Genomic DNA, 23,847 nt, shown 5'->3' with positions numbered 1-23,847 from the left:
CATCCTCATCTTCTAGTGATCCAAACGGATCTTTGAATGTTTTCTCATGCGATAATAACATCCACATGCGGTATTACCTTTCGTTTCCAAAAGTTATCCCCCGCTAGAAGGTAGATTAGATACGTGTTACTCACCCGTTCGCCACTGAGGTGCAAGCACCTCCGTTCGACTTGCATGTATTAGGCATGCCGCCAGCGTTTATCCTGAGCCAGGATCAAACTCTCATTTTAAATTATTGTTTTGATTCTGACTATTATATTTTTTTGTATATTATTCTGTACTCAATTTGAAATTGTTACAGGATTGTACAATTGTTGTTCTATTTAGTTTTCAAAGATCATTTCCCAATCAGGGACTTTTTAATAATAGCATAAGTTTTTATCAAGTTGCAACAAATTTTGAAAATTTTTTCCAAAAAATGAAAAAATTAAAAAACTCTTTAAAAAAAAATTAAAAATTTATTATTCTTTGTATTTAATTAAATATTTTCATAAACCAATTTAGCTACTTTATTTACAGAAAAGGGGTTTTGTCCTGTAATTAAATTTCCGTCCTTTAACGCGTATGGCTTATAAAATCTTTTGCTTTTAAAATTAGCATTATTTTTAATTGCTATTTTTTTATTAAGAAAAGGTACCTTCCTATATTTACCACTTAAAATTTCTTCTGTCGCTGTAAATCCTGTAATATTTTTACTTTCAATAATAAACTTATTATTCTTATCCTTTAAATAAAGTAAACCTGCGATTCCATGGCAAACTGAAGATACTATTTTATTTTTTTCATAAATTTTTAAAGCTATGTCGTGAATTTCTTTGTTATTTGTAAAATCTCACATTACTCCGTGACCACCTGTGAAATATATACAATCATATTCCTCATCTTTTATATCACTTGGTTTTAATGAATTAGTTAACGCTTTATCAACAAATCATTTATCTTTATAAAGTTTAATATCTTCCTCACTTGCAAATTTTAAGCTTCTTGGATCTACAGGAACTTTTCCTCCCTTAGGGCTAATGAAAGTAAATTCAAATTTAATATCAGTCTTTTTTAAAAAAATGATAAATTCGGTTGCTTCACCAAGCCACAATCCAGTTTTTTCATTGTAATTACCATATTGGTTTGTATTAGTTAATACAATAAGTATCTTTTTCATTTTAATAACTCCTCTTTTAGTATTATTTTTTCATCTCCTCATATAAAGATCAAAGTTTTCTTTCATAAGCAGAGTTTGTTTTTGGTTTGAAATATTTAATATTTTTTATCTCATTAGGTAAATATTGTTGAGCAACTCAACCTTTTTCTTCAACATGTGGGTATAAATAGTTAACACCTCTATTTAATTTAACAGCTGATTTATAATGATTATCCTTTAAATGAAGTGGGACTTCATATGCCATTCCATTTTTAACATCTTCAAAAGCTTTTCCACTTGCCATTAAAGCAGAGTTTGATTTTTGACTTAAAGCCATTTCTATAATAACTAAACCTAATGGAATAATTCCTTCAGGCATTCCAATTTGTCTAAATGCATCACATGCTTGCATAACTCTTGGTGGTAAACTTGGATTTGCTAATCCTATATCTTCATATGCCATAATAACCATTCTTCGCATTAAAGTTTCATAATCTCCAATAGATAATAATCTACTAAAATAATGTAAGCTAGCATCAACATCACTACCTCTAACTGATTTTTGTAATGCTGATTTTAAATCATGAAAATCATCTCCAGTAGCTCCACTTGGATTTTTCCCTTGAGAAATAATTGAAGAAATTAAATCAATTGTAATTTCTTCACCTTTATATAAATTATGAAATAGTTCAATATTATTTAAAAGACTTCTAATATCTCCACTATTTAATTCACATAAGTATTTAAGTGATTCAGGTTTAATATTAATATCTACTTTTTTATCTTTAATTAATTTGTTTACAAAAGCAAAAGATTCATCATGACTTACTCTTTTTAATTCTAATATTGTGGCCCTACTTCTAATAGCAGGATTAATTGTAAAAAATGGATTTTCTGTAGTTGTTGCAAATAAATAGACATTCCCACTCTCCATAAAGTTCAAAAGTATATCTTGTTTGTCACGGTTTAATCTATGTATTTCATCAATTATTAAAATAAATCTTTCTTTATTTATAGCTTTATCAATAATTTTAGTTAGATTTTCTTTTTTATCATAACTTGCATTAAACAAATCATATTCAATATTAAGATCATTAGCTAATGCTATAGCAAATGAAGTTTTACCAACCCCACTTGGTCCATAAAAGATTAATGATCTACAAAAATTGTTACTAATCATTTTTTTAATCAAACCATCTTCTTTTAATAGATTCTCTTGACCTATAATTTCAGATGTTGTCTTTGGTCTTAATAAATATGCTAATGGTGTATTCATAATTCCTCCTTAATAAAAAATAACTAGTTTTTACTAGTTATTATTTTACTCTTATTTTGTTTTAAAAACTATTGCAAATACCTCTTCATATTTTTCAGCAGGTATAATTTTTAGTTTTGCTTTTACTTCATCTGGAATTTCGTCTAAGTCTCTTTCATTTTTCTTTGGAATAATGATTGTTTTCAATCCACTTCTTGAAGCAGAAATTGATTTTTCTCTTAATCCACCAATTGGTAATACATTTCCTCTTAGTGTAATTTCACCAGTCATTCCAATTTCTTTTGAAACTGGTTTATCTGAAAGTGTAGAAATTAAAGCAGTTGTAATTGTGATACCAGCACTTGGTCCGTCTTTTGGAACAGCTCCTTCAGGAACGTGCATATGAATATCATTTTCTTCAAATACTTTTTTATCTACTCCGAATTTTTCAAAGTTTGATTTAACATAAGTTAACGCAATTGTTGCAGATTCTTTCATAACTTCACCAAGTTTACCTGTAAGAATTAAATTTCCTTTACCAGGGTATAAACTTACTTCAATTGGTAAAATATCTCCACCAAATTGTGTATATGCTAAACCTGTAACCACACCAATTTGAGATTCTTCTTGTTTTTCAGTGTGATCAAAAATTCTTTTACCTAATAAATCATTTACTTGTTTTTCATCAATAACAATTTTATCCATTTCACCATTTAGATTTTTAACAATATATTTTCTAATAATAGAATTAATATGTCTTTCTAATTGACGAACACCAGCTTCTCTAGTGTAATATTTAATAATTTCATTAATTGCACCTTCAGTAAATGAAATTTCTTCTGAAGTTAATTCATGTTGTTCTATTGCTTTTGGAACTAAATAATCTTGTGCTATCTTAACTTTTTCAATTTCAGTATAGCTAGATAAATTTATGATTTCCATGCGGTCATATAAGGCTTCAGGAATATCTTCAGGATAGTTAGCTGTTGCTATAAACATAACTTGGCTTAGATCATATGGTTCTTCAATATAATGATCTGAAAACTCTTTGTTTTGTTCTGGGTCAAGAACCTCTAACATTGCACTTGCTGGATCACCTCTGTGATCAGATGCCATTTTATCAATTTCATCAAGCAAGAATAATGGGTTTTTTACTTTTGCTCTTTTCATTGTTTGAATAATTCTTCCTGGCATTGAACCAACATAAGTTTTTCTATGCCCGCGAATTTCTGATTCATCTTTAACTCCACCTAAACTTACTTTAACAAAGTTTTTTCCAACTGCTTCTGCAATTGATTTTGCTAAACTTGTTTTACCTACACCTGGGGGACCAACTAATGTAATAATTGGTGCTTTTAGTGATTTTGTTTTAGTTTTAACAGCTAAGTATTCAATAATTCTTTCTTTAACTTTTTTCATACCATAATGATGTTTGTCTAAAACTTCTTTAGCATATTTTAAATCAGTTAAATCTTCAGTTTCTTCCCATCAAGGAATACTCATCATTCAATCAATGTAATTTTTCTCAGTATTTCATTCAGGAGTTCCTGATTGAAGTGCTTCAACTCTTTTGATAGAAGCCATAATTTTTCTTTTAACTTCTTCAGGGAATGGTTCTTTAGCTAAACGTTCTTTATATTTTTCTAATGAACTATCATCAGAATCATCTTCATCTTCTAATTCATCTTTGATAATTCTCATTTTTTCTCTTAGATAATATTCTTTTTGTTGTTTATCCATTTTTTCTTTTAATTTATGGTTTAGTTCTTGTTCAATTTCATTCTTTTGTCTTGCTGCATCAATTGATTCTGCATTTCTTGTTATGATTCCATCTTCAGCAAAAATTATTTTTTCAATAATTGATCATCTTGTTTTTAATGATGGAGATGTTATGTATTCTGGGTTTGTCAATATTTTTGATGGAGCCAGTTTAAACATAATTGAATCAAAAGCTAAGCTTAAATCATCAGATTCACCTGATATTAACTGCTTAATTTGTTTTGTAACTAAACTAGCTTTAGTTTTGATAGCTTCTGAAATTTTTTCAATTAGTTCTTTTAACTCTTCATCACTAAAATCATTAATTGATTCAATTAATTCAACTTCTGCATATTGCACTTGATCTTCATTTTCAAAAAAGCTAATTACTTTACATCTTTGAATAGGGTTTGTACTAATAGTTAATGAATTATCTTTTCATTCTTTGATTACTTCAAAATCAATTAAAATTCCAAATTCATGCAAATCTGAAAATTCAGGTTTTTCAACAGATGCATCAATCTGTGGTATTGCGATCATTTGATTATTTGAATTTTTAATCGCATAATTAACGCTCGCTAATGTGTTTTTTCTTCCAACTTCTAAATTTTCTTTGATTCCAGGAACAATAAATGAACCTCTTATTTGGAAAATAGGTAGTTTTATTTTTTTACTCATTTTGTTAACCTCCTATGTGGTTAAGTATATATTATCATATTGATTAGCAATTACAATAGTAGAGTGCTAAAAATAAAAAAACCTTTATAAGGTTTGTTTTATTTTATAATTATCCGTTATTTGAATATAAGAAATCAACTAATAAATCGTTAACAATTTCTGATTTTAACATCTCAGGATTTACCATAGTTTTAATTTGATCAGCAGGAATTCCAAATTGTGCTGCTAAGTTTTCGAATTTAGCATTGATTGCTTCTTCAGTAATTTCAAATTTTTCTTTACTTCTAATTTCAGATGTAACTAAGTAAGTTTCTAATTTATTTTTAGCATCAGCTGTTAATTCAGCTTTAATAGCTTCATCTGATAAACCAGTAACTTTTTTATATTTTTTAATATCTAATCCTTGTTGTTTTAATTGAGCTTCAAATTCTTTTCTTAAATCTGCTGTTTGATTTTCAATTGCTGATTTAGGTAATTCGATTGTTGAGTTTTTAATTATTTCAGTAATTAAATCATTAACGAATTGATTTTTAACATTTTGTAATTTTTGTTTTGTAATGTCTTCTTTTACTTTTGCTTCAAATTGAGCAAAAGTTTCAACATTAGGTAAATTTAAATCTTTAACAAGTTCATCATCTTTTTTAGGTAATTCTCTTGCTTTAACTTCAGTAATGTTTAATTCAAAAGTTGCAGGTTTGTTTGCTAATTCTGGAGTATAACCTTCTGGGAAAGTTACATCAATTTTAGCTTCTCCAAGTCCTAAACCGATCATTGAATCTTCAAATCCAGGAATGAATTGGTTTGAACCAATAACTAATTTATGTCCTTTAGCTTCTCCACCTTTGAAAGCTTCTCCATCCATAAATCCTTTAAAGTCAAAAGTAACAATGTCACCTTTTTCAATTTTTGCATCAGCAGCTTTTGGTTTTTCCATAATGAATTGTTCACAGTATTGATCAATAACTGCTTCAATTTCTTCTTTTGTAACTTCAACAGTTTCTTTTTTAACTGTTTTAATGTTTTTGTAATCACCTAATTTAATTTCAGGTTTTAAGTCAAATAAGAATTCAATAACTAATTCTTTTTCACTTACTTTTGCTGGAATTGGTTCTGGTGAGTTCATTGGTTCAACTTTAACTTCTTGAGCTCTAGCAAAATCAAAAGCAGGTGAAACCATCATTCTATAAGCTTCATTATAAATTTTTGAAGGAGTTACATATTTTTCAGCTTGAGCAGCAGGAATTTTTCCTTTTCTAAATCCAGGAACTTCTAAGTTAGCAAGAACTCTGTTTTTTGCTTTTTTTAAAGTTTCTGTTCATTCTGTTCCATCAATAGTAACAGTTCATTTACCTTGACCTTGTTCGATAATTTTTAATTCTGTGAATTTCATTTTCTATTCCTCGTTTATTCTATCTCTTATAAGCAACAGCTATATTTTTAGGCTTTATGCTTAATGTTTTTACAATTATTTCTTCAACAATTTTATTAATCTGATTTTCTTCTAACATTTGTTTTTTGTTTTTTAAATCAATTTTAATTAAAACGTAAAGTAAGTTATCGTGGTATAAGTCTGTTAATACTTCAATATTGTCTACATTATTCAAATCTGAATTTGAACGCATTAAGATTGTATTTTGAATTAACTTATTTAAAGCATTAACTTCAATCTCTAATGCTCCACGATTATTTCTTTCTATTGAAATATACATATTCTTACACCTCTTTTTCTTATTTTATTATTATTGAGCTCTACCGCTGTATTTTCCATCTGTTGTAGAAATAATAACTCTTGTTCCTACATTAACAAATAATGGAACCATAATATCTAATCCAGTTTCAACAACAGCTTTTTTTAATGCTCCACTTGTTGTATCACCTTTAACTGCAGCTTCAGCTTCAGTAACTTCTAATTCAACTTTATCTGGTAAAGAAATTCCTAAAACTTCTCCATCATATTCAGTCATTTTAATCATTAATCCATCTGTTAAGAATTTACTTTCTCATTCTAATCTAGTCATTGGTATTTGAATTTGTTCATAAGTATCTGTATCCATTAAGTATGCATCTGTACCATCATTGTATAAATATTGCATATCTTTTCTTTCAATCATTGCTTTTTCAACTTTTTCTCCACCAGTGAAAGTTATTTCAACTCTTGATCCAGTTCTTAAGTTTTTAGCTTTTACACTAACTTTTCCTTGTTGTCTTCCTGATTTTGAGAAAGACTGTTCAATAACAACAAATAAATTACCTTCGTATATAAATGTTGTTCCAGGACGTAAATCATTTACTGACATTTGTTTTCCTTCTTTCTTTTTAAGATTTTGATTTTAATCATAGTAAATTATAGCATTTAACCTAAAAGTTTGAAAGTTTTTCATTTAGTTTTGTTTTTGATAAAGTTAAAAACATTACTTCAAAAACTATAATTGAAATAATTCATTGAATACTATCAACAATAGCTTCTTTTACAGCTAGACCATTTCTTGTTGAAATTTGTAGTGTATTTCAAACAACATAATATAAAAATGGTATATATAAAAATACTAAGCTAGCCGCTAAAATTACTGCAATATGTTTAGTAAATATTTTTGAACCAAACTTCATAATTAAAAACATTAAAATATTTATTGCAATAGTTATACCCATTGTAATAACAGAATTTAAAGCTAAATCCATTATTGCTCCATACACAATTCCAGAAACTAACATTCCATATCCTGGTACTAAATAACAGAATGTTAAATAAACTCCTGTTGTAAATTGAATAGCAATACCATCAGCAGTAAATAACATAGTTACTAATGATAAAGTTACAAGCAACGCCGTTAGCATTCCAATTAAACATATATATTTAATTGTTCATCTTTTACTCAAAATAATCACCAACTTTTAAATCAGAAAGATTGTTCAGTTTGTATGAACTTGCTTCCATCATTTTTTTACCTGGTTTTTGAATAAGTAGAATTTGAACTTGACCATCATTTGTTTGAACGTCTATTCCATTTTCACTAATATTAACTATTGTTCCTGGTTTTGCTTCTACATTATTATTTAAAATTTGTACTTTTTGAATTTTGTATCTTTCTTCGCCTTTGAATGTATGAGCTATTGGTCATGGTGATAAACTTCTGATATGATTTCAAACATTAACTGATAAATCATTTCAATTAATTTTTTCTTCTTCTGTTGAAATATTTTTTGAAAAAGTTACTTCATCTTCATTTTGGGCAATTGGTGATAATTCATTATTATAAATTTTTAATAAATTTTCTTTAATCATTTTTTGACCTAGTTTAGCTAATTTTTCAAACATGCTTCCTGTATCATCAGTTTCTTCAATATTAATTGATTCTTGAATATAATAATCACCTGCATCCATCTTTTTAACCATTTTCATAATTGATATACCAGTTTTAGAATCACCATTTTTAATAGCATACTGAATAGGTGCACCACCACGATATTTTGGTAATAAACTTCCATGAACATTAATTGAATCAATTTTTGGTAAATCTAATATTTTTGTTGGTACAAATTGACCATAAGCACATGTAACAATAAAATCAGTTTCGATTTGAGCAATTTCTTCATAGGCTTCAGAAATTTTAACTGGTTGAATTATTTTTAAATTATTTTTTAAAGCAATTTCTTTAACAGGAGTTGGCTTTAATTCTTTTTTTCTGCCAACAGGTCTGTCAGGTTGAGAAATAACTAATACTACTTCAACATTTTTCATTTCAGTTAATGTTGTTAAAATGTCAGCCCCAATTTGTGGAGTGCCACAAAATATAACTTTAATTTTTTCCATTATGTGCCTCCACTAATTCTTTCACTTTTTTAAGAATAACTACCATTGCAAGAGTATCTCTATCACAATATTTAAGCATTCCTTCTTTTACTTTTAAATCTCATGCTGCTTTTGGGATTCTACCATCCACAAATTTTCTAAATGTTTCACTTGCCTTATCACCCTTATTAATAACTAAATCATTATATGAAAAACTTGGGTCTAAACTTGGTTGTGTTTTTTTGATTGAATAACTTCCTTTAAAGTAAGGATGATAAATTAAAAATGCTGGTCTTCCTGTTCCTTTAGTATCACTTGTAAAAAAGTCCATTAAATCAACTGTATTTTGAATTATGTACGCTAATGGTTTTGCATACTTTGGAAACATCATTGCCAGTTTTCTCAATACACCTTGTTCAAAACTTTTATTATAAGCTACATAAACACCAGGACCATGTTTAAAAGAATCTTTAATAAAGTTTTCAATAAATTTAATTCTTGGATCTGTATCTTGTTCACTGCTTAAAAAGCTGTAGTGTTTCATTGTTTCAGGTTTATTGTAATCATAGTTATTATCTACAATTACATCAATAGAATATTGAAATGGTGTTTGATAGTATGTGTTAACTAAATTAAATCTTGGAATAGCTCATTTAGAAGTTTCAAAATCATACATATAAATAGGATAATTTTCATAAACACTTAATAAACTGTTTATTCATTCAAGATTATCTAAATCAATAACTCTTCATTTTGATTCATCTTCTGGATATTGTTTTTTAAGGTTATAGACTTCAAACATTCTTTTAGCTATTCTGTTTGTTTGAAAAAAAGATTCTCCTTTTTTGTTTAAAACAATACTTGGTTCAAATAAACTTTCATAGTCTTTAAAGTAAGGAGATTTTGAATTTCTTATAACATGTGATTTAAATGCACGTTTAAATTTTCCTATATTTCAAAAACCTGGTTCATCTTTATCAAATCAATTCATCACATGAAAGCAATTATCATATTCATCATGATTAAAACCATGATCTCAATTCCCAGCACGATCTTTATTGTAATTTAATGTACATTTTTTATTATGTAAAAATTCTGGTATTTCACCATTTTCAAATTTCATATTTAAATGGTTTGATAGATTCATAAATATTTGATCTAAATCAAACTTTTCTCTAAAAGCTTTTAAATCATCCTTTAAAGTTGGTCTTTTGGCATTTTTACCATAAGTCAAATAGTCAAGATAAATTAGTTTATTTAAATCAACTTCAATAGGTTCATTATCATATTCAACAGTAAAATCGCTTTTTACAAAATCTTTAATTTCTTCATACTTAATTTTTCCAAGTTTGTTTATAAATTCTTTAGCTTGGTCTCCAAATGTTTTTTCAGTTATTATTAAGTCAGAATTCATTACATAATCAGAATTTATTTTAGCAATACAAATATCATCTACTATAAAACCACATTTTTCTAAAACAAAAACTTGATACATTAAGTCAAAAAAGTGTTCAGCTTTAACTTTTGTTGTTGCTTTAGCTTCTATTATTTCAACATGTTTATTATCTTTAATTTTTAAAACGTCACATCTTGTTCTTATCTTTTCGTCATCAAAACTAAAAGCTGCTTCATAAATATATTCACACTTATTTTCTTCAAGTAATTCTTTTGTTTTTTTCTCTGCTTCAAAAAATTTTAATTCATCAAGATTTGCTGTTAATTTTTTTTCGCTTCTTTTATCATTAGCAATAATATTTTTCATGTCAAAATATTCTCTAACTTTTTCACCAAATGCATTACCATCTTCAATAGTTTCTCCAGCAAATAATTCAGGGTCAAAACCAGTTTCAGAATCTCATGCAGAATTTCATTTTTTAAGAAACTCTTCTTTTTCACTTTCATTAAGTGACTCAATGTTTAAATATGCAGAAAATATATCAATTGATTCTGCTGAATCAGAAAATTCATTTTCATCATCAAAATTAGCATCAGCATCAATCTCAAGTATTCTGTCTTTTTTTCAATTAACAGCACTTGCAAAATTTTCTTTGTTATCTCATATTCATGCTTTTTTAACACATTCTTTCATGGATAATTTAAATGTTTCTTTATTAACTTTAGCTTTTAATTTAAACATGGTTAATCTCCTTATAAAACTTTTTATTATTAATATTTTATCAACTTTAAATGTGGTTATTAAAAAATAACTTGCATTTATAAACATAATTGCAAGTTATTGATAATATTAGTTTTTTTCTCTACTTCTAACAGGAACAAATTTTTCTTTATTTTCAGTTGTTCTTTGGATAACTGGATTTTTTTTGTTTTCTTTAGCTTCAGCTCTGATTTTTTTAATTTCAGCTTTTTCAATTTGAGCTAACTCTTTTTCTTTTATACGATCAGATTTTTTAATTGCTTTTCTTTCTTCTTTAGTCAATTTAACTTCTTTTTGACCAATCGCAATTCTTTGCTCTGTTTCATTTAAATCTAAAATTGTATTAACAACTCATTTTGTTGCATAGTTCTTTTTATCAATTTTAGTTGTTATACCTTCAACTTCATAAGCTCTTCTTTCGATTGACTTTTGAGTTTTAGGTTCAATTAATTCAACAACAACATCAAATACGTCACGATATTTATATTCAGGACCTTTTCTTGAATAAACCTTTTCAAATTCAACTCTAATGTTTTTTCTGTTATCTGATTTAGCTAAAAATGCTTTGATTTCATTTCTAACTGCTTTATACCTTTGTTCTTTTTCTTTTTTAGCTGCTTTTTTACCAGTAATTGTTGTAATGATTACAAAACCTACAACAACAACAAGCATAACTAAAAGAATTATTAATCCTGCACTATTACCCATAAAAATATCATTCCTTCTTTTTAATTTCTTTATTATTATAAATTATTTTTTCTAAAATTATTCTACTATATCAATAATTCCTCCACCAAGACAAATATCGTTTAAATAGAAAACTGCTTCTTGTCCTGGAGTTACTGCTTTTACAATAGCATCGTATGATACTTTATATTCATTATCTTTAATTTTATTTAATCTAACCTTTACATCTGGTTGTCTATATCTAAATTTTGCAGTACATTCAAATTCATCAACATTATCCATATATTCTTTTAAATCTAATGATCAATTAATTTCTGTAACAATAGCGCTGTTTGATAATAAATAACTTTCATCACTAGCAGGACATACATAAATTATTTTTTTGTCTATGTCTTTTGCTGCAACATAATATGGTTCTTTCATACCACCCAAATTTAGCCCTTTTCTTTGACCGATTGTATAATACATTGCTCCAATATGTTTACCAACAACTTCATTAGTTTTGATATCTACAATATCACCTGGTTGATTTGAAATATAATTTTGTAAAAATTTAGTAAATTCTCTTTCACCAATAAAACAAATTCCTGTTGAATCTTTTTTATCTGCGGTAATTAAACCTTGTTCAGCAGCAATTTTTCTAATCTCAGGTTTTTCTAGACTTTGTAATGGGAATAAAGTTTTTGAAAGTTGATTTTGAGTCAATTGACATAAAAAATATGTTTGATCTTTATTTGTATCAACCGCTCTTATCATTTCATATTGCTTTGTTTTTTCATTAAATCTAACACCTGCATAATGACCCATTGCAATGTAATCTGCTTTTAATTCATTTATTGCGTGATTTAAAAACTTATCAAATTTAATATACTTGTTACATAAAATATCTGGATTTGGAGTTCTTCCTTTTTTATACTCTTTAATAAAGTATTCAAAAACGTATTCTCAATATTCTTGAACAAAATCTATTCTATGTAATTTTATTCCTAATTTATTTGCAACTTCTAATGAATCTAAATAGTCTTGTTCTTGAGGACATACATCATTATCAATTTCTTGATTTCCTAAAATATCATTATTTGCTGAGGAATCTCAGTTTCGCATAAATAATCCTTCAACTTCATAACCTTGTTGAATTAATAAATAAGCAGCAACTGATGAATCAACACCACCACTTAAACCTACGATAACTTTCCTTTTCATATTTCCTCCTTAAACAAAAAAATTACTCAAATGAGTAATTTAATTTTAACATATTTTAATTTATTTCAATTACTTAACTTGTATGAAAGCAAAAGCAATAAAATATATTACAAATAATACAGATAAGCAATAAACTGCTGGATGAACTTTTTTAGCTTTCCCTGTTATCATCATCATGAATGAATATCCTATAAATGCCATGGCAACACCATTTGCAATTTCATAAGTTGCAATCATAAATAAAATTGATAAGAATGTAGGAACTAAAAATTCAGGTTTATCTCATTCAACATGAGCAGCTTCTTTAATCATCATAATTCCAATATACACACAAGCAGCACTTGTAATTGGTTGAGGAATTAATTTAAATATTGGGAACATTATAATTGCCAATAAGAATAGAATTCCATTAACAACTGCTGCTAATCCTGTTTTAGCACCTTGTTCTATACCTGCTGCTGATTCAGCAAAAACTCCTAAAGGCGTTGTTCCAGTTACTGAAGCCATCATTGTTCCCATTGAATCAATAACTAAAGCTTTTTGACTTATTTCTTTATGTTGATTTGTTTTTTGATCTAATTGATGTGTAAATGCAGCCATTGTTCCTGTTGCATCAAAGAAATTAATTAACATAACAACAAATATTGAAATATATGTTACTGGTGAAGTTCAAATTTTTGCATTACCAAATGCTTTAAATGTAGAAGTTCAGTTTCATGCAAAACCATCAAAATCATAGTTTCATCCTTCTCATTTTCTTAAGTCAGCTGAGCCTAATAATGAAATAGCTTTTGAATCACTAGGAAGTGTAGATGCTAATATAATTGCAATAACTGACATTGATAAAATAGCAATCGCTACAGCTCCAGGTATTTTTTTAAATGCTAAAAATAAAATTAATAATAAAGTTATTGAACCTAATATTATTGGTAAGTAATTATCTTTTAATGTAGCTACTGAAGCAATTGGTATTCCATTTTCTTGAGCTAATCATCCCATGCTTGAAATACCTACATAAGCTATAAATAGACCAATACCAACACCAATAGCTAATACGATTCCTTTTGGTATTGATTTAATAATAAATGATCTTAAAGGTGTAAGTGAAACTGTTACAAACACAACAGATGATAACATTGTAACAATCATTGCACCTTCAAAACCTAAACCACCACTAATTCCAATGTTTACACTAACCAATGCATTCATTCCCATTGATGTTGACATTGCTACAGGTATATTAGCAAATAAACCCATAATTATACAACATATACCAGAAACCAATGCTGTTGCAAAAAATATACCAAAGTAATTCATATTTCCAGCACCAGTATTAATTGAAGGTGTTCCTGAAACTAATCCAGGGTTTATTGTAAGTATGTACATTAGTGCTAAAAATGTTGTAATACCACCAATGATTTCTTTTTTCATAATTGCACCTAAAATATCAAACTTAAAGTACTTTTCAATTGATCGGATAGCTTTATTGTTGCTGAAGACAAAAGCTTCCTTATTTCTCTGAGCCGTTTGCTCAGGTGTTTCATTTATAAATAATTCAGACTCATTCTCAACTTGAGTCTGTTTTAGACTTTTATTATCCATTTTGCCTATTCTTTCTATGTATAAAATTCAATGAAGAACTCAGCAAAAAAATAAAAAAGTTTTCGTTACGTAAAAAATACGCATAGCGAAAACCATAAAACTCATAATCTAACATTGGTGTTAGGTAGAGACTCCTTCCCGATATGAAGGATTATACAAGTTTTCATATTCATTTTATACTTAACGATTTTATATAAAAAATAGCCAATATTCAAATAAAAAAACTAACTTTTATTTTAAGTTAGTTTAATCAATAATATTTTTTGGTTCAAAATTAGAAAGTTCTTCTAACTCTTTAAGTATTTTTTTCTCTTCTTTAGAAACTGATGTTGGAACAGAAATACTTATTTTAATTAATAAATCTCCACGCTTATCAGAAGTTTGATTTTTATATAATCCTTTATCATGTACTTTTATTAGTTGACCAGAATGAACACCTTTTGGTATTTTTAATCTTACAGGTCCATCTAATGTTTTAATGATAACTTCATTTCCTAAAATAGCATCAAGGTATGAAATATTATAATTCATTATTAAATCATTTGAATTTGGAATCAATTCAAATACATCGCTTTTCACAATACCTATAGTTATGTAAAGATCACCTGGAATTCCACCTTCTAGTGATGCATGTCCTTTTCCTCGCATAACAAATTGTTGACCAGGTCATAAACCTTTTGGAAGAGGTATTTCAACTTCTTCTCTTTTAGATTCAACACCTTTACCATGACAACTTTTACATTTGCTTTTAAATTCTTTTCCAACTCCATTACATTTATCACAAGTAACTTGGTTTTGAACTTGGAAAGGTCCCATTTGTTTATTAACAATAATTTGTCCAGCACCATTACATTTTGTACAAGTATGAACATCAGAAGGGTTTTCAGCACCTGCACCATCACATTTTGCACAAGTTTTAACTAAATTTAAAATTGTTTTTTTGTTTACTCCAAAAACTAATTCTTTAAAAGTTAGTGTTGCTTCTAAGCCAATGTCTTGACCTTTTGAAGGTCCTCGTCTAGAAGAACGCCCGCTTCTTCCTCCACCAAATAAATCAGAGAATATGTCACCAAAGTCCATTCCTCCACCCATGTTTGAGAAGAAATCTTCAAATCCACCAAAGCCTGATCCACCAAAGCCTGAACTACCATCAAAAGCTGCATGACCAAATTGATCATATTTAGCTTTTTTATCAGCATCAAGTAAAACGCTTGCAGCTTCATTAACTTCTTTAAATTTTTCTTCAGCACCGCTCTCTTTATTCATATCAGGGTGATACTTTTTAGCAAGTTTTCTGTATGCGCTTTTTATTTCTTGTTCTGTTGAAGTTTTAGAAACACCTAAAACTTCATAATAATCTCTTTTTGCCATGTTCTTTTCCTTTTTAAAAAATAAAACTAACAATTGTTAGTTTTTAAATTTGGTTTATTTGTTTTCTTCTGAATCTGAATTTTCTTCTTCAGGTTGAGCAGCTTGTGCTTGAGCAAATTGACTTGCCATTTGAATCATTTGTTCTAATTCATTTACTTTTGTTTCTAAAGCTTCATAATCTTCTTTTTCAATTAATTCTTTAACTTCAGCAACCATTTTTTCAGCTTGTTCTTTTTGTTCTTGTGGAATTTCTTGCCCTTCTTGAGTTAAACTTGACTCAATAATAGCAACGTAGCTTTCAGCTTTATGTTTTAATTCAATGTTTTTTCTTTTTAATTCATCAGCTTCTGCATTTGCTTCTGCTTCTTTAATCATTTTTTCAATATCAGCATCACTTAATGCTCCTGAGTTACTAATTGTAATAGATTTTTCTTCATTAGTTGCTTTATCTTTTGCAATAACACTTACAATACCATTTACATCAATTTTGAAAGTAACTTCAATTTGAGGAGTACCTTTTGGAGCTGGCTTAATTCCTGTTAATTGGAATTGACCTAATGATTTATTATCTGCTGCCATTGGTCTTTCACCCTGTAAAACATTAATATCAACTGCTGGTTGATTATCAACTGCTGTTGAGAATATTTGTGATTTTTCTGTAGGAATAGTTGTATTTCTATCAATTAATTTAGTCATAACTCCACCCATAGTTTCAATTCCTAATGATAATGGTGTAACGTCTAATAATAATACATCTGTAACATCTCCCGCTAAAACCCCACCTTGGATAGCTGCACCCATAGCTACAACTTCATCTGGGTTAATTGAACGGTTTGGTTCTTTTCCTAATAATTCTTTAACAATTTTTTGAACAGCTGGTATTCTTGTTGATCCACCAACTAGTAAAACTTCATCAATATCACTAGCACTTAATTTAGCTGCTTGTAATGCATCTTTTACTGGTTTAGAAGTTCTATCAACTAAATCTTTTGTAATTTTGTCAAATTCTGTTCTTGAAAATTGAGTTGAGAATGAAACTGGTCCATTTTCATTCATTGCAATAAATGGTAAGTTAATTTCAACTTCTAATTGACTTGATAAATTAATTTTTGCTTTTTCAGCTTCATCTTTTAATCTTTGTAATGCCATTTTATCGTTTTTTAAATCAACACCACTTTCAGTTTTAATTTTTTCAATTAATCAGTTAATGATTTGAGTATCGAAGTTATCTCCTCCAAGTTTATTATCACCACTTGTTGATAAAACTTCGAATGTTCCATCAGCTAATTCTAGAATAGAAACGTCAAATGTTCCTCCTCCTAAATCGTAAACTAAAACTTTTTCCTCTTTATCTTTTTTCTCTAATCCATAAGCTAAAGCTGCTGCAGTTGGTTCGTTAATAATTCTTTCAACATCTAACCCTGCAATTTTACCTGCATCTTTTGTTGCTTTACGTTGTGAATCATTAAAGTAAGCAGGAACAGTAATAACTGCTTTAGTAATTTTTTCTCCAACTTTTTCTTCTGCATATTTTTTCATGTATCTTAAAATTTCAGCTGAAATTTGTTCAGGTGTATATTTTTTACCATTTATATCAATTTTTTCATTTGTTCCCATTTTTGATTTAACAGATATAACTACGTTTGGATTTGTAACAGCTTGACGTTTTGCAGCTCCCCCAACAATAATGTCTTCGTTTTTAAATGCTACAACAGATGCTGTTGTTCTTTGTCCTTCAGGGTTTTCTAAAATGATTGGTTGTCCACCTTCCATAATTGAAACAACTGAGTTAGTTGTACCTAAGTCTATTCCTATAATTCTTTCTTTTGCCATAATTTATTTCTCCTCTTAATACTATTTTGCTACTTTTACAATTGCGTGAATTAATACTCTATCGTGAATCATATATCCATCTGATATTACAGATACTATCTTATTTGATTCCATTCCACTGTTTTCCAGTGATTCGTTTGCTTCATGAAAGCTTGAATCAAATTCATCCCCCGCTTTTACAGCCATTGCTTTTATTCCATTAGTTTCAAATGCATTTTCAATTTGACTAATGATCATTTTAAATCCCATTAAATAATTTTGTAACTCTGGAATATCTGTAGGTGTGTCAACCACTTTTTTTAGTAATTCAATTGGTTTTATTAAGTCCTCAGCTAAATTGCTTGAACCATATTTTCTAACTAAAGCTTCTTGTTCATTTCTTTTTTTTGTAAGATTTGCAATATCAGCATTTCTCAAACTTTTTTGAAATTCAATTTCTTTTTGATAGCTCTCAATTTGCTTTTCAAGATCTTGAATTATTTTTTTATAATCTTTTTTCTCTTTTTTGATTTCTTCAGTTGTAACTTTTTTCTCTTTATTCTCAACTGAAGTTTCTTCTTTTTTTAATTCTTTTTCGCTATTCATTTTTATGATCATCTCCATTTATTATTTCTACTATCAAGTTAATTAATTGATTGGCTTGAGAATAATCAACTCTTTTAGGTCCAACCAAAGTTAACATTGTTGAACCCTGTTCTGTTTTAATTGCAGTTTCAACAATTGAAATATCACTTAAATCTTCTGAAATTTCTTCACCTATTTTTGTTCTTATTTGAATCATTTTTTGATTTGAACTATAACTTACATCAAATCAATCAAACGGTGACATGTTTTCCATGATGTTGATAACTTTTCTAAGTTTATCTGTATCATTAAATTCTGGATTTTCTAACATGTTTTTCATTCCAACAATTTCTTTTTTAGATTCTTTCGTTTGTAAAATATTTAACATAAAAGTTTCTAAAATTAAATCATAGTTTTTAACAGTTGTTTCTAAGTTAGGTCTGATAAGTGATATGTTATTTTCAATTTCTCTAACCGGAGTATCAACTAAACAATCTGAAAATATTTTTATTGATATTGATAAGTCTGACAAAGAAATATCTTTTAGATTGAATAATTGATTTTGCATTTCTCCATTTGAAAGAATAAAAATAACTGATGCCATAGTTTCTGATAATGAAATTAGGTCTATTTTTTTAACCATTAGTTCACTATTTAAGTTTTGCTTTGTCACAATTGCTGTCATTTTAGTCATTTCACTAATTATTTGACTTGCTTGTTCTAAAACATTTTCAATTTTTGTTCCGCGTTGAAATAAAATTGATTTTAAGTTTTCTTTTAAACTTTCATTATAATCATCAAATTCCATTAAGTGATCAACATAATATCTGTATCCCTTTGTTGAAGGAACTCTCCCAGATGATGTGTGCTGCTTCTCTAAAAAATTCATTTCTTCAAGTGTTGCAGAATCATTTCTGATAGTTGCACTTGAAACTTTTATATTAAGTAACTCTTGAATTCTTTTAGAACTAACAGCTTGGTTAGTCTTAATATATTCTGAAACAATTACTTTTAAAATTTTAGCTTGTCTTTCGCTTAACATTTGATCACCTGTTTTTATTTTAGCACTCTATGCATTAGATTGCTACTTTTTTTCTTAATTTCTAATTTTTGATAATTCAAAGTTATCATTTTCAACTGTTATTGTATATCTAATGTTTTCTTCTATTTCACCAGAAATTATTTTTTGAGCTAACAATGTTTCAATATTTTTTTCAATATATCTTTTTATTGGTCTTGCTCCAAATTGAGAGTCATATCCTTCATCAATTATTTTATTCTTTGCTTTTAAATCAAATGTTAAAAAGAAATTTTTATCATTTTCTAATCTTGCTGATAAAGTATTTAGTTCTTTTGTTACTATTTCAGAAACATTTTCTTTTGACAATGGATTAAATATAACAACATTATCAATTCTATTTAAAAATTCAGGTCTAAAATGTTTTAGCAGTTCTGCTTGAATAGCAATTTTACTTTCTTCTGATGTTGAACCATTTTTTAAAATATATTCACTACCTAGATTTGAAGTTAATATGATAATTGTGTTTTTGAAGTCTACTGTTTTACCTAGTGAATCTGTAATTCTTCCTTCATCTAAAACTTGCAATAAAATGTTAAATACATCAGGGTGAGCTTTTTCAATTTCATCAAATAGAACAATTGAGTACGGACTTCTTCTAACAGCTTCAGTTAATCTTCCACCTTCTTCATACCCAACATAACCTGGGGGAGAACCAATTAATTTAGATACGCTGTGCTTTTCCATGTATTCACTCATATCTATTCTTACCATTTTTTTATTTGAGTTAAATAATATATCAGCTAAACTTCTTGCAACTTCAGTTTTACCAACACCTGTTGGACCTAAGAATAAGAATGAACCAATTGGTTTATTGGGATCTTTAATACCACTTCTACTTCTCAAGATAGCCTGAGAAACAGCTTCGATTGCTTGATTTTGTCCTTTTACTCTTTCCTCTAAAGTTTTTTCTAACTCAAGCAATTTTGTTTTTTCAGATTCAACTAGTCTATCAACTGGAATACCTGTTCATTTAGCAACAATTTCAGCAACATCTTTTTCAGTAACTTCTTCACTAACTAATGTTTCACGAGTATCTTTTTCAGCTTCACTTAATTGCTTTTCTAAACTCGGTAATAATGAATATTGTATTTCTCCAGCACGTTTATAATTACCTTCATTCTGTGAAATTTCTAATTCATTTCTTAAGTTTTCAATAGTTGTTTTAAAACCATTTATTTTTTCTAACTGAGATTTTTGTTTATTTCATTCGCCTGCTAATTTATCTTGTTCAATTTTTGTTTTTTCAAGTTCTTTAACAGCTTCAGCTAAACGTTCTTTTGATTTATCGTCTTTTTCTTTTGAAAGTGCACTTTTTTCAATTTCAAGTTGCATAACTTTACGATTAACTTGATCTAGTTCAGTAGGTACACTTGCTAATTCAGTTTTAATTGTAGAAGATGCTTCATCAATTAAATCAATTGCTTTATCTGGTAAGAATCTATCAGCTATATATCTATTTGATAAATTTGCAGCACTTACAATTGCATTATCATGAATTCTAACTCCATGATAAGTTTCAAATCTTTCTTTTAATCCTCTAAGAATAGAAATAGTTTGATCAACAGTTGGTTCTTCTACCATTACTCTTTGAAATCTTCTTTCTAATGCAGAATCTTTTTCAATGTATTCTCTATATTCTTTTAAAGTTGTAGCTCCAATAGCTTTTAACTCTCCTCTTGCAAGAGCTGGCTTTAGAAGGTTTGAAACATCCATTCCTCCACCATTGCCTGTTTTACCAGCACCAACTATTAAATGAAGTTCATCAATAAATAAAATTATTTCACCTTCTGATTTTTTAATTTCATTTACAATTGCTTTTACTCTAGACTCATAATCCCCAAGGTACATAGCACCAGCCATTAAACTTCCCATATCTAATTCTAAAATTCTTTTTCCTTTTAAAATTGAAGGTACATCACCTTTAACTATTCTCTGAGTTAATCCTTCAACTACTGCAGTTTTACCAACTCCGGGTTCTCCAATTAAAACAGGATTGTTTTTTGTTTTTCTTGAAAGAATTCTAATAACTCTCAATATTTCTTCTTCTCTACCAATAATAGGATCAATTTTTCCATCCTTAGCAGTTTGAGTTAAATCACGTGTGTACTTTTCTAATGCGTTAATTTCTTCACCTTTTTGCTGAAATTCCATAATAAATTTCCTCCTTGATAAAAACCTTTTTCTTAGGTTTGTAAATATATTAATACATAATTTTAGCAAAGTCAATAGTAGAGTGCTAAATCTTAAAATAAAGAAAAAGTTACTAAACAGCAACTTCTCCTGTTATTTTGGCATGACTTTCATAACCTTCAATTTCAATGTCCTCAAATACAATATCAAAAATTGATTTCTCAGAATTAATCTTAATTTTACATAATGGCAATGGTTTTCTTTTTAATTGCTCATCAATTTGTTCTAGATGGTTTAAATAAATATGAGCATCCCCAATTGTATGAACAAAGTATCTTGCTTTTAAGTTACATTCTTTTGCGATTAGTTCCATTAATAACGCATACGATGCTATATTAAATGGCACTCCTAAAAACACATCACCACTTCTTTGGTATAGTTGTAAATCTAATCAACCGTCTTTTGAAACATAAACTTGTCAAAAAGAATGACATGGTGGTAACAACATGTTATCAACTTCAGCTGGATTTCATGATGAAACAATATGTCTTCTTGAAAATGGATTTTTCTTAATATCATTAATTAGTTTTGCAAATTGATCAATTCCACCAAAGTCTCTTCATTGTTTTCCATAAACAGGTCCTAAATCTCCTCATTTATTACAGAACTCATTATCATTCTTTAATCTTTCAACAAACTCTTGTAAAGTTTCATTATTAAATTTAGATGATTTTTTAAAATTGTCATATGGTCATTCATTTCAAATTTTTACATTATTGTCAACCAAGTATTTAATATTAGTATCACCTTTTATAAACCATAGCATTTCATGAAAGATTGCTTTATAAAAAACTTTTTTAGTTGTTAGTAATGGAAAACCTTCACGTAAATCATATCTTTTTTGTACACCAAACTTAGATATTGTTCCTGTGTTTGTACGATCTTCTCTTTTTTCTCCATCTTTTAAAATTTCATTAACTAATTCTAAATATTGTTTCATATACAATCTCCTTATTTCAATGTAAAGATTATAATTCTAAAATTATTAATTTTCTTTTTTAAATATGTTGATTTTTATTTTTTTCTAAATATATTTTTCCTTTGTTAGTTAATTGTCTACCACGGCCTGTTTTTATAATTAATCTTTCTTTTAAAAAGATTGGCTCCATATTATTTAAAATTGTTTGATTAGGTACATTTATAATTTGCGCTAAGCTATCTAATGACAATGTATTATTTTCTAATAGTGTAAATAAGTAGTCTAAATCTTTTTCATTCAAACCATATTCATAAAGTCCCATTTGTTTAAAAACTCATATTAAATTTTTTTCTGATAAATCTTTTATTTTTTCTGTTATCAAAAAATCATAAATTCTTTTTACCAAATTTATAGCAACTCTTGGGACTAATCGAGAAAATTTAGCAATAATCTTTGCTTGTTCAATTTCTATTTTGTATTCTAATTTATTAAACGTATTAATTATGATTTTTGTTAAATCATCATGATTGTAACCTTCTAATTCAAATTGTATTGGAAATCTATTTAAAAAAGGAAATGGTAATTTATTTATTTCTGTTGTTGCAGTTATGATAGTGAAGTTTGGTAACTTTATATTAACAATTTTAGAATTATATTCTTTTCCAATAATAATGCTAAGTTTATTTTCTTCTAAAACCGGATATAACACTTCCATGATGTCTTTGCTAACTGAATGAACTTCATCAATAAAAAGAATTTGGTTTTCTTTTATACTTGTTAGAACTGAAATTAAATCACTTGGTCTTTGTAAACTAGGGCCATTTACGATATGAATTTTAGTTTTTAATATTTTGCTTAATAAATAAGCTAGGCTTGTTTTACCCATTCCACTTGGCCCTGAGAAAATTATTGGATCTAAAACTTTATTTTGTTTGATTGATGATTCTATACATATTTTTAAATTCTTAATAACCTTTTCTTGTCCAATGTATTCACTCCACTTACTAGGTCTAAAATCATTACTCATAACTAATTTGATCCATAACTATTTTAGTTATTTCATCCACTGAAAGTGAATTATCAACATTAGCAATATTTTTCATTATTGTTTTATAAGAAAATCCCAACTTAACAAGTGATGTTATTATTTTTTCTTTTTTCTGAGTTATTTTGTTTTTGAAAAAATGTTTTTGTAATTCTTCAATTATTAGTTTAGCTGTATAATTGCCAATCCCTTTTAATTTAGCTAATTTCTCAATATCATATTCTTCAATGATTTTTATAAATTCTTCGAATGAAAAATTATTTAATAAATAAAAAGAAGTTTTAAGCCCTACTGTTTTAATTTTCACCAATTCTTTAAAAAGGTTTCTTTCATCTCTTGATCTGAAAGCTATTTCAACATTTTCAAATTCAGTATTATGATCAACAATAAATAATTTAATGTTTTTTTCATTTTTAAAATTATCTTTTAATAAATAAGAAAAGTACTCTCCCTTATTCTGATACTCAACATATAAATAATTATCATCAAATGAGTTAATATCACATATTAAATAATCCTTCATTCTTTTCACCTCATATAGTTATTAAAGAAAAAATAAAAAACCACCCCAAATTTGA

General features: G+C 27.6%; 20 protein-coding genes, 1 rRNA gene and 1 riboswitch. All 21 genes read right to left on the bottom strand.

Annotated features, from left to right (window positions below; translation table 4 throughout):
* A 16S ribosomal RNA gene (locus tag T314_RS0102435) occupies nt 1-230 on the bottom strand; the annotation flags it as partial.
* Between the two features lie 248 nt (nt 231-478).
* Entirely contained in the window at nt 479-1,159 is a 681-nt protein-coding gene (locus T314_RS0102430; RefSeq protein WP_029512025.1) for a type 1 glutamine amidotransferase domain-containing protein, read from the bottom strand.
* Nucleotides 1,160-1,181: 22 nt separating this feature from the next.
* A complete protein-coding gene (locus T314_RS0102425) occupies nt 1,182-2,414 on the bottom strand; it encodes a replication-associated recombination protein A (RefSeq protein ID WP_029512024.1) in 1,233 nt (410 codons plus the stop codon).
* 51 nt (nt 2,415-2,465) lie between these two features.
* Complete coding sequence (lon, locus tag T314_RS0102420) at nt 2,466-4,829, bottom strand: endopeptidase La (protein WP_029512023.1); 2,364 nt, start codon at nt 4,827-4,829, stop codon at nt 2,466-2,468.
* A 109-nt stretch (nt 4,830-4,938) separates the two neighbouring features.
* A complete protein-coding gene (gene tig, locus T314_RS0102415) occupies nt 4,939-6,219 on the bottom strand; it encodes a trigger factor (RefSeq protein WP_029512022.1) in 1,281 nt (426 codons plus the stop codon).
* Nucleotides 6,220-6,238: 19 nt separating this feature from the next.
* Nucleotides 6,239-6,538, bottom strand: a complete 300-nt coding sequence (locus T314_RS0102410; RefSeq protein WP_011183305.1) for an MMB_0454 family protein — start codon at nt 6,536-6,538, stop codon at nt 6,239-6,241.
* 30 nt (nt 6,539-6,568) lie between these two features.
* A complete protein-coding gene (gene efp, locus T314_RS0102405) occupies nt 6,569-7,126 on the bottom strand; it encodes an elongation factor P (protein ID WP_029512021.1) in 558 nt (185 codons plus the stop codon).
* 61 nt (nt 7,127-7,187) lie between these two features.
* Nucleotides 7,188-7,706 (bottom strand): ECF transporter S component family protein, encoded by a 519-nt coding sequence (locus tag T314_RS0102400; RefSeq protein WP_029512020.1) that lies wholly within the window; start codon nt 7,704-7,706, stop codon nt 7,188-7,190.
* Nucleotides 7,699-8,643 (bottom strand): methionyl-tRNA formyltransferase, encoded by a 945-nt coding sequence (fmt, locus tag T314_RS0102395; protein ID WP_167321182.1) that lies wholly within the window; start codon nt 8,641-8,643, stop codon nt 7,699-7,701. The genes T314_RS0102400 and fmt overlap by 8 nt, the downstream gene beginning before the upstream one ends.
* On the bottom strand, nt 8,627-10,756 hold the full coding sequence (locus T314_RS0102390) for a DUF2779 domain-containing protein (protein ID WP_029512018.1): 2,130 nt from the start codon (nt 10,754-10,756) through the stop codon (nt 8,627-8,629). Before T314_RS0102390 ends, fmt begins: the two co-directional genes overlap by 17 nt.
* Nucleotides 10,757-10,864: 108 nt before the next feature.
* Nucleotides 10,865-11,482: a membrane protein gene (locus T314_RS0102385; RefSeq protein WP_029512017.1), complete on the bottom strand. Its 618-nt coding sequence runs from the start codon at nt 11,480-11,482 to the stop codon at nt 10,865-10,867.
* A gap of 57 nt (nt 11,483-11,539) precedes the next feature.
* The gene (gene mnmA, locus T314_RS0102380; RefSeq protein ID WP_029512016.1) at nt 11,540-12,664 is read right to left on the bottom strand and encodes a tRNA 2-thiouridine(34) synthase MnmA; all 1,125 of its coding nucleotides are present in this window, start codon (nt 12,662-12,664) and stop codon (nt 11,540-11,542) included.
* Nucleotides 12,665-12,733: 69 nt separating this feature from the next.
* Nucleotides 12,734-14,266, bottom strand: a complete 1,533-nt coding sequence (locus T314_RS0102375; protein WP_051612888.1) for an NCS2 family permease — start codon at nt 14,264-14,266, stop codon at nt 12,734-12,736.
* Between the two features lie 84 nt (nt 14,267-14,350).
* A riboswitch (purine riboswitch) is annotated at nt 14,351-14,445 on the bottom strand.
* A gap of 67 nt (nt 14,446-14,512) precedes the next feature.
* Nucleotides 14,513-15,637, bottom strand: a complete 1,125-nt coding sequence (gene dnaJ / locus T314_RS0102370; protein ID WP_029512014.1) for a molecular chaperone DnaJ — start codon at nt 15,635-15,637, stop codon at nt 14,513-14,515.
* A gap of 54 nt (nt 15,638-15,691) precedes the next feature.
* Complete coding sequence (gene dnaK / locus T314_RS0102365) at nt 15,692-17,470, bottom strand: molecular chaperone DnaK (protein WP_029512013.1); 1,779 nt, start codon at nt 17,468-17,470, stop codon at nt 15,692-15,694.
* Between the two features lie 21 nt (nt 17,471-17,491).
* A complete protein-coding gene (locus T314_RS0102360; protein ID WP_029512012.1) occupies nt 17,492-18,055 on the bottom strand; it encodes a nucleotide exchange factor GrpE in 564 nt (187 codons plus the stop codon).
* On the bottom strand, nt 18,048-19,076 hold the full coding sequence (hrcA, locus tag T314_RS0102355) for a heat-inducible transcriptional repressor HrcA (protein WP_029512011.1): 1,029 nt from the start codon (nt 19,074-19,076) through the stop codon (nt 18,048-18,050). The genes T314_RS0102360 and hrcA overlap by 8 nt, the downstream gene beginning before the upstream one ends.
* Nucleotides 19,077-19,130: 54 nt before the next feature.
* A complete protein-coding gene (locus T314_RS0102350; RefSeq protein WP_051612887.1) occupies nt 19,131-21,266 on the bottom strand; it encodes an ATP-dependent Clp protease ATP-binding subunit in 2,136 nt (711 codons plus the stop codon).
* Between the two features lie 112 nt (nt 21,267-21,378).
* Nucleotides 21,379-22,245 carry a thymidylate synthase gene (locus T314_RS0102345; protein ID WP_029512009.1) on the bottom strand — a complete coding sequence of 289 codons (867 nt, stop codon included), beginning with the start codon at nt 22,243-22,245 and terminating at the stop codon, nt 21,379-21,381.
* A gap of 58 nt (nt 22,246-22,303) precedes the next feature.
* Nucleotides 22,304-23,251: a Holliday junction branch migration DNA helicase RuvB gene (gene ruvB / locus T314_RS0102340; RefSeq protein WP_029512008.1), complete on the bottom strand. Its 948-nt coding sequence runs from the start codon at nt 23,249-23,251 to the stop codon at nt 22,304-22,306.
* Nucleotides 23,244-23,792 carry a Holliday junction branch migration protein RuvA gene (gene ruvA / locus T314_RS0102335; RefSeq protein ID WP_029512007.1) on the bottom strand — a complete coding sequence of 183 codons (549 nt, stop codon included), beginning with the start codon at nt 23,790-23,792 and terminating at the stop codon, nt 23,244-23,246. Before ruvA ends, ruvB begins: the two co-directional genes overlap by 8 nt.
* Between the last annotated feature and the right edge of the window lie 55 nt (nt 23,793-23,847).

It is taken from the genome of Mesoplasma grammopterae ATCC 49580, assembly GCF_000701525.1.
Classification (GTDB): domain Bacteria; phylum Bacillota_I; class Bacilli_A; order Mycoplasmatales; family Mycoplasmataceae; genus Mesoplasma; species Mesoplasma grammopterae.
Note: the sequence above shows the minus strand (reverse complement) of the source record. Positions and strands in the feature narration are given on the sequence as shown.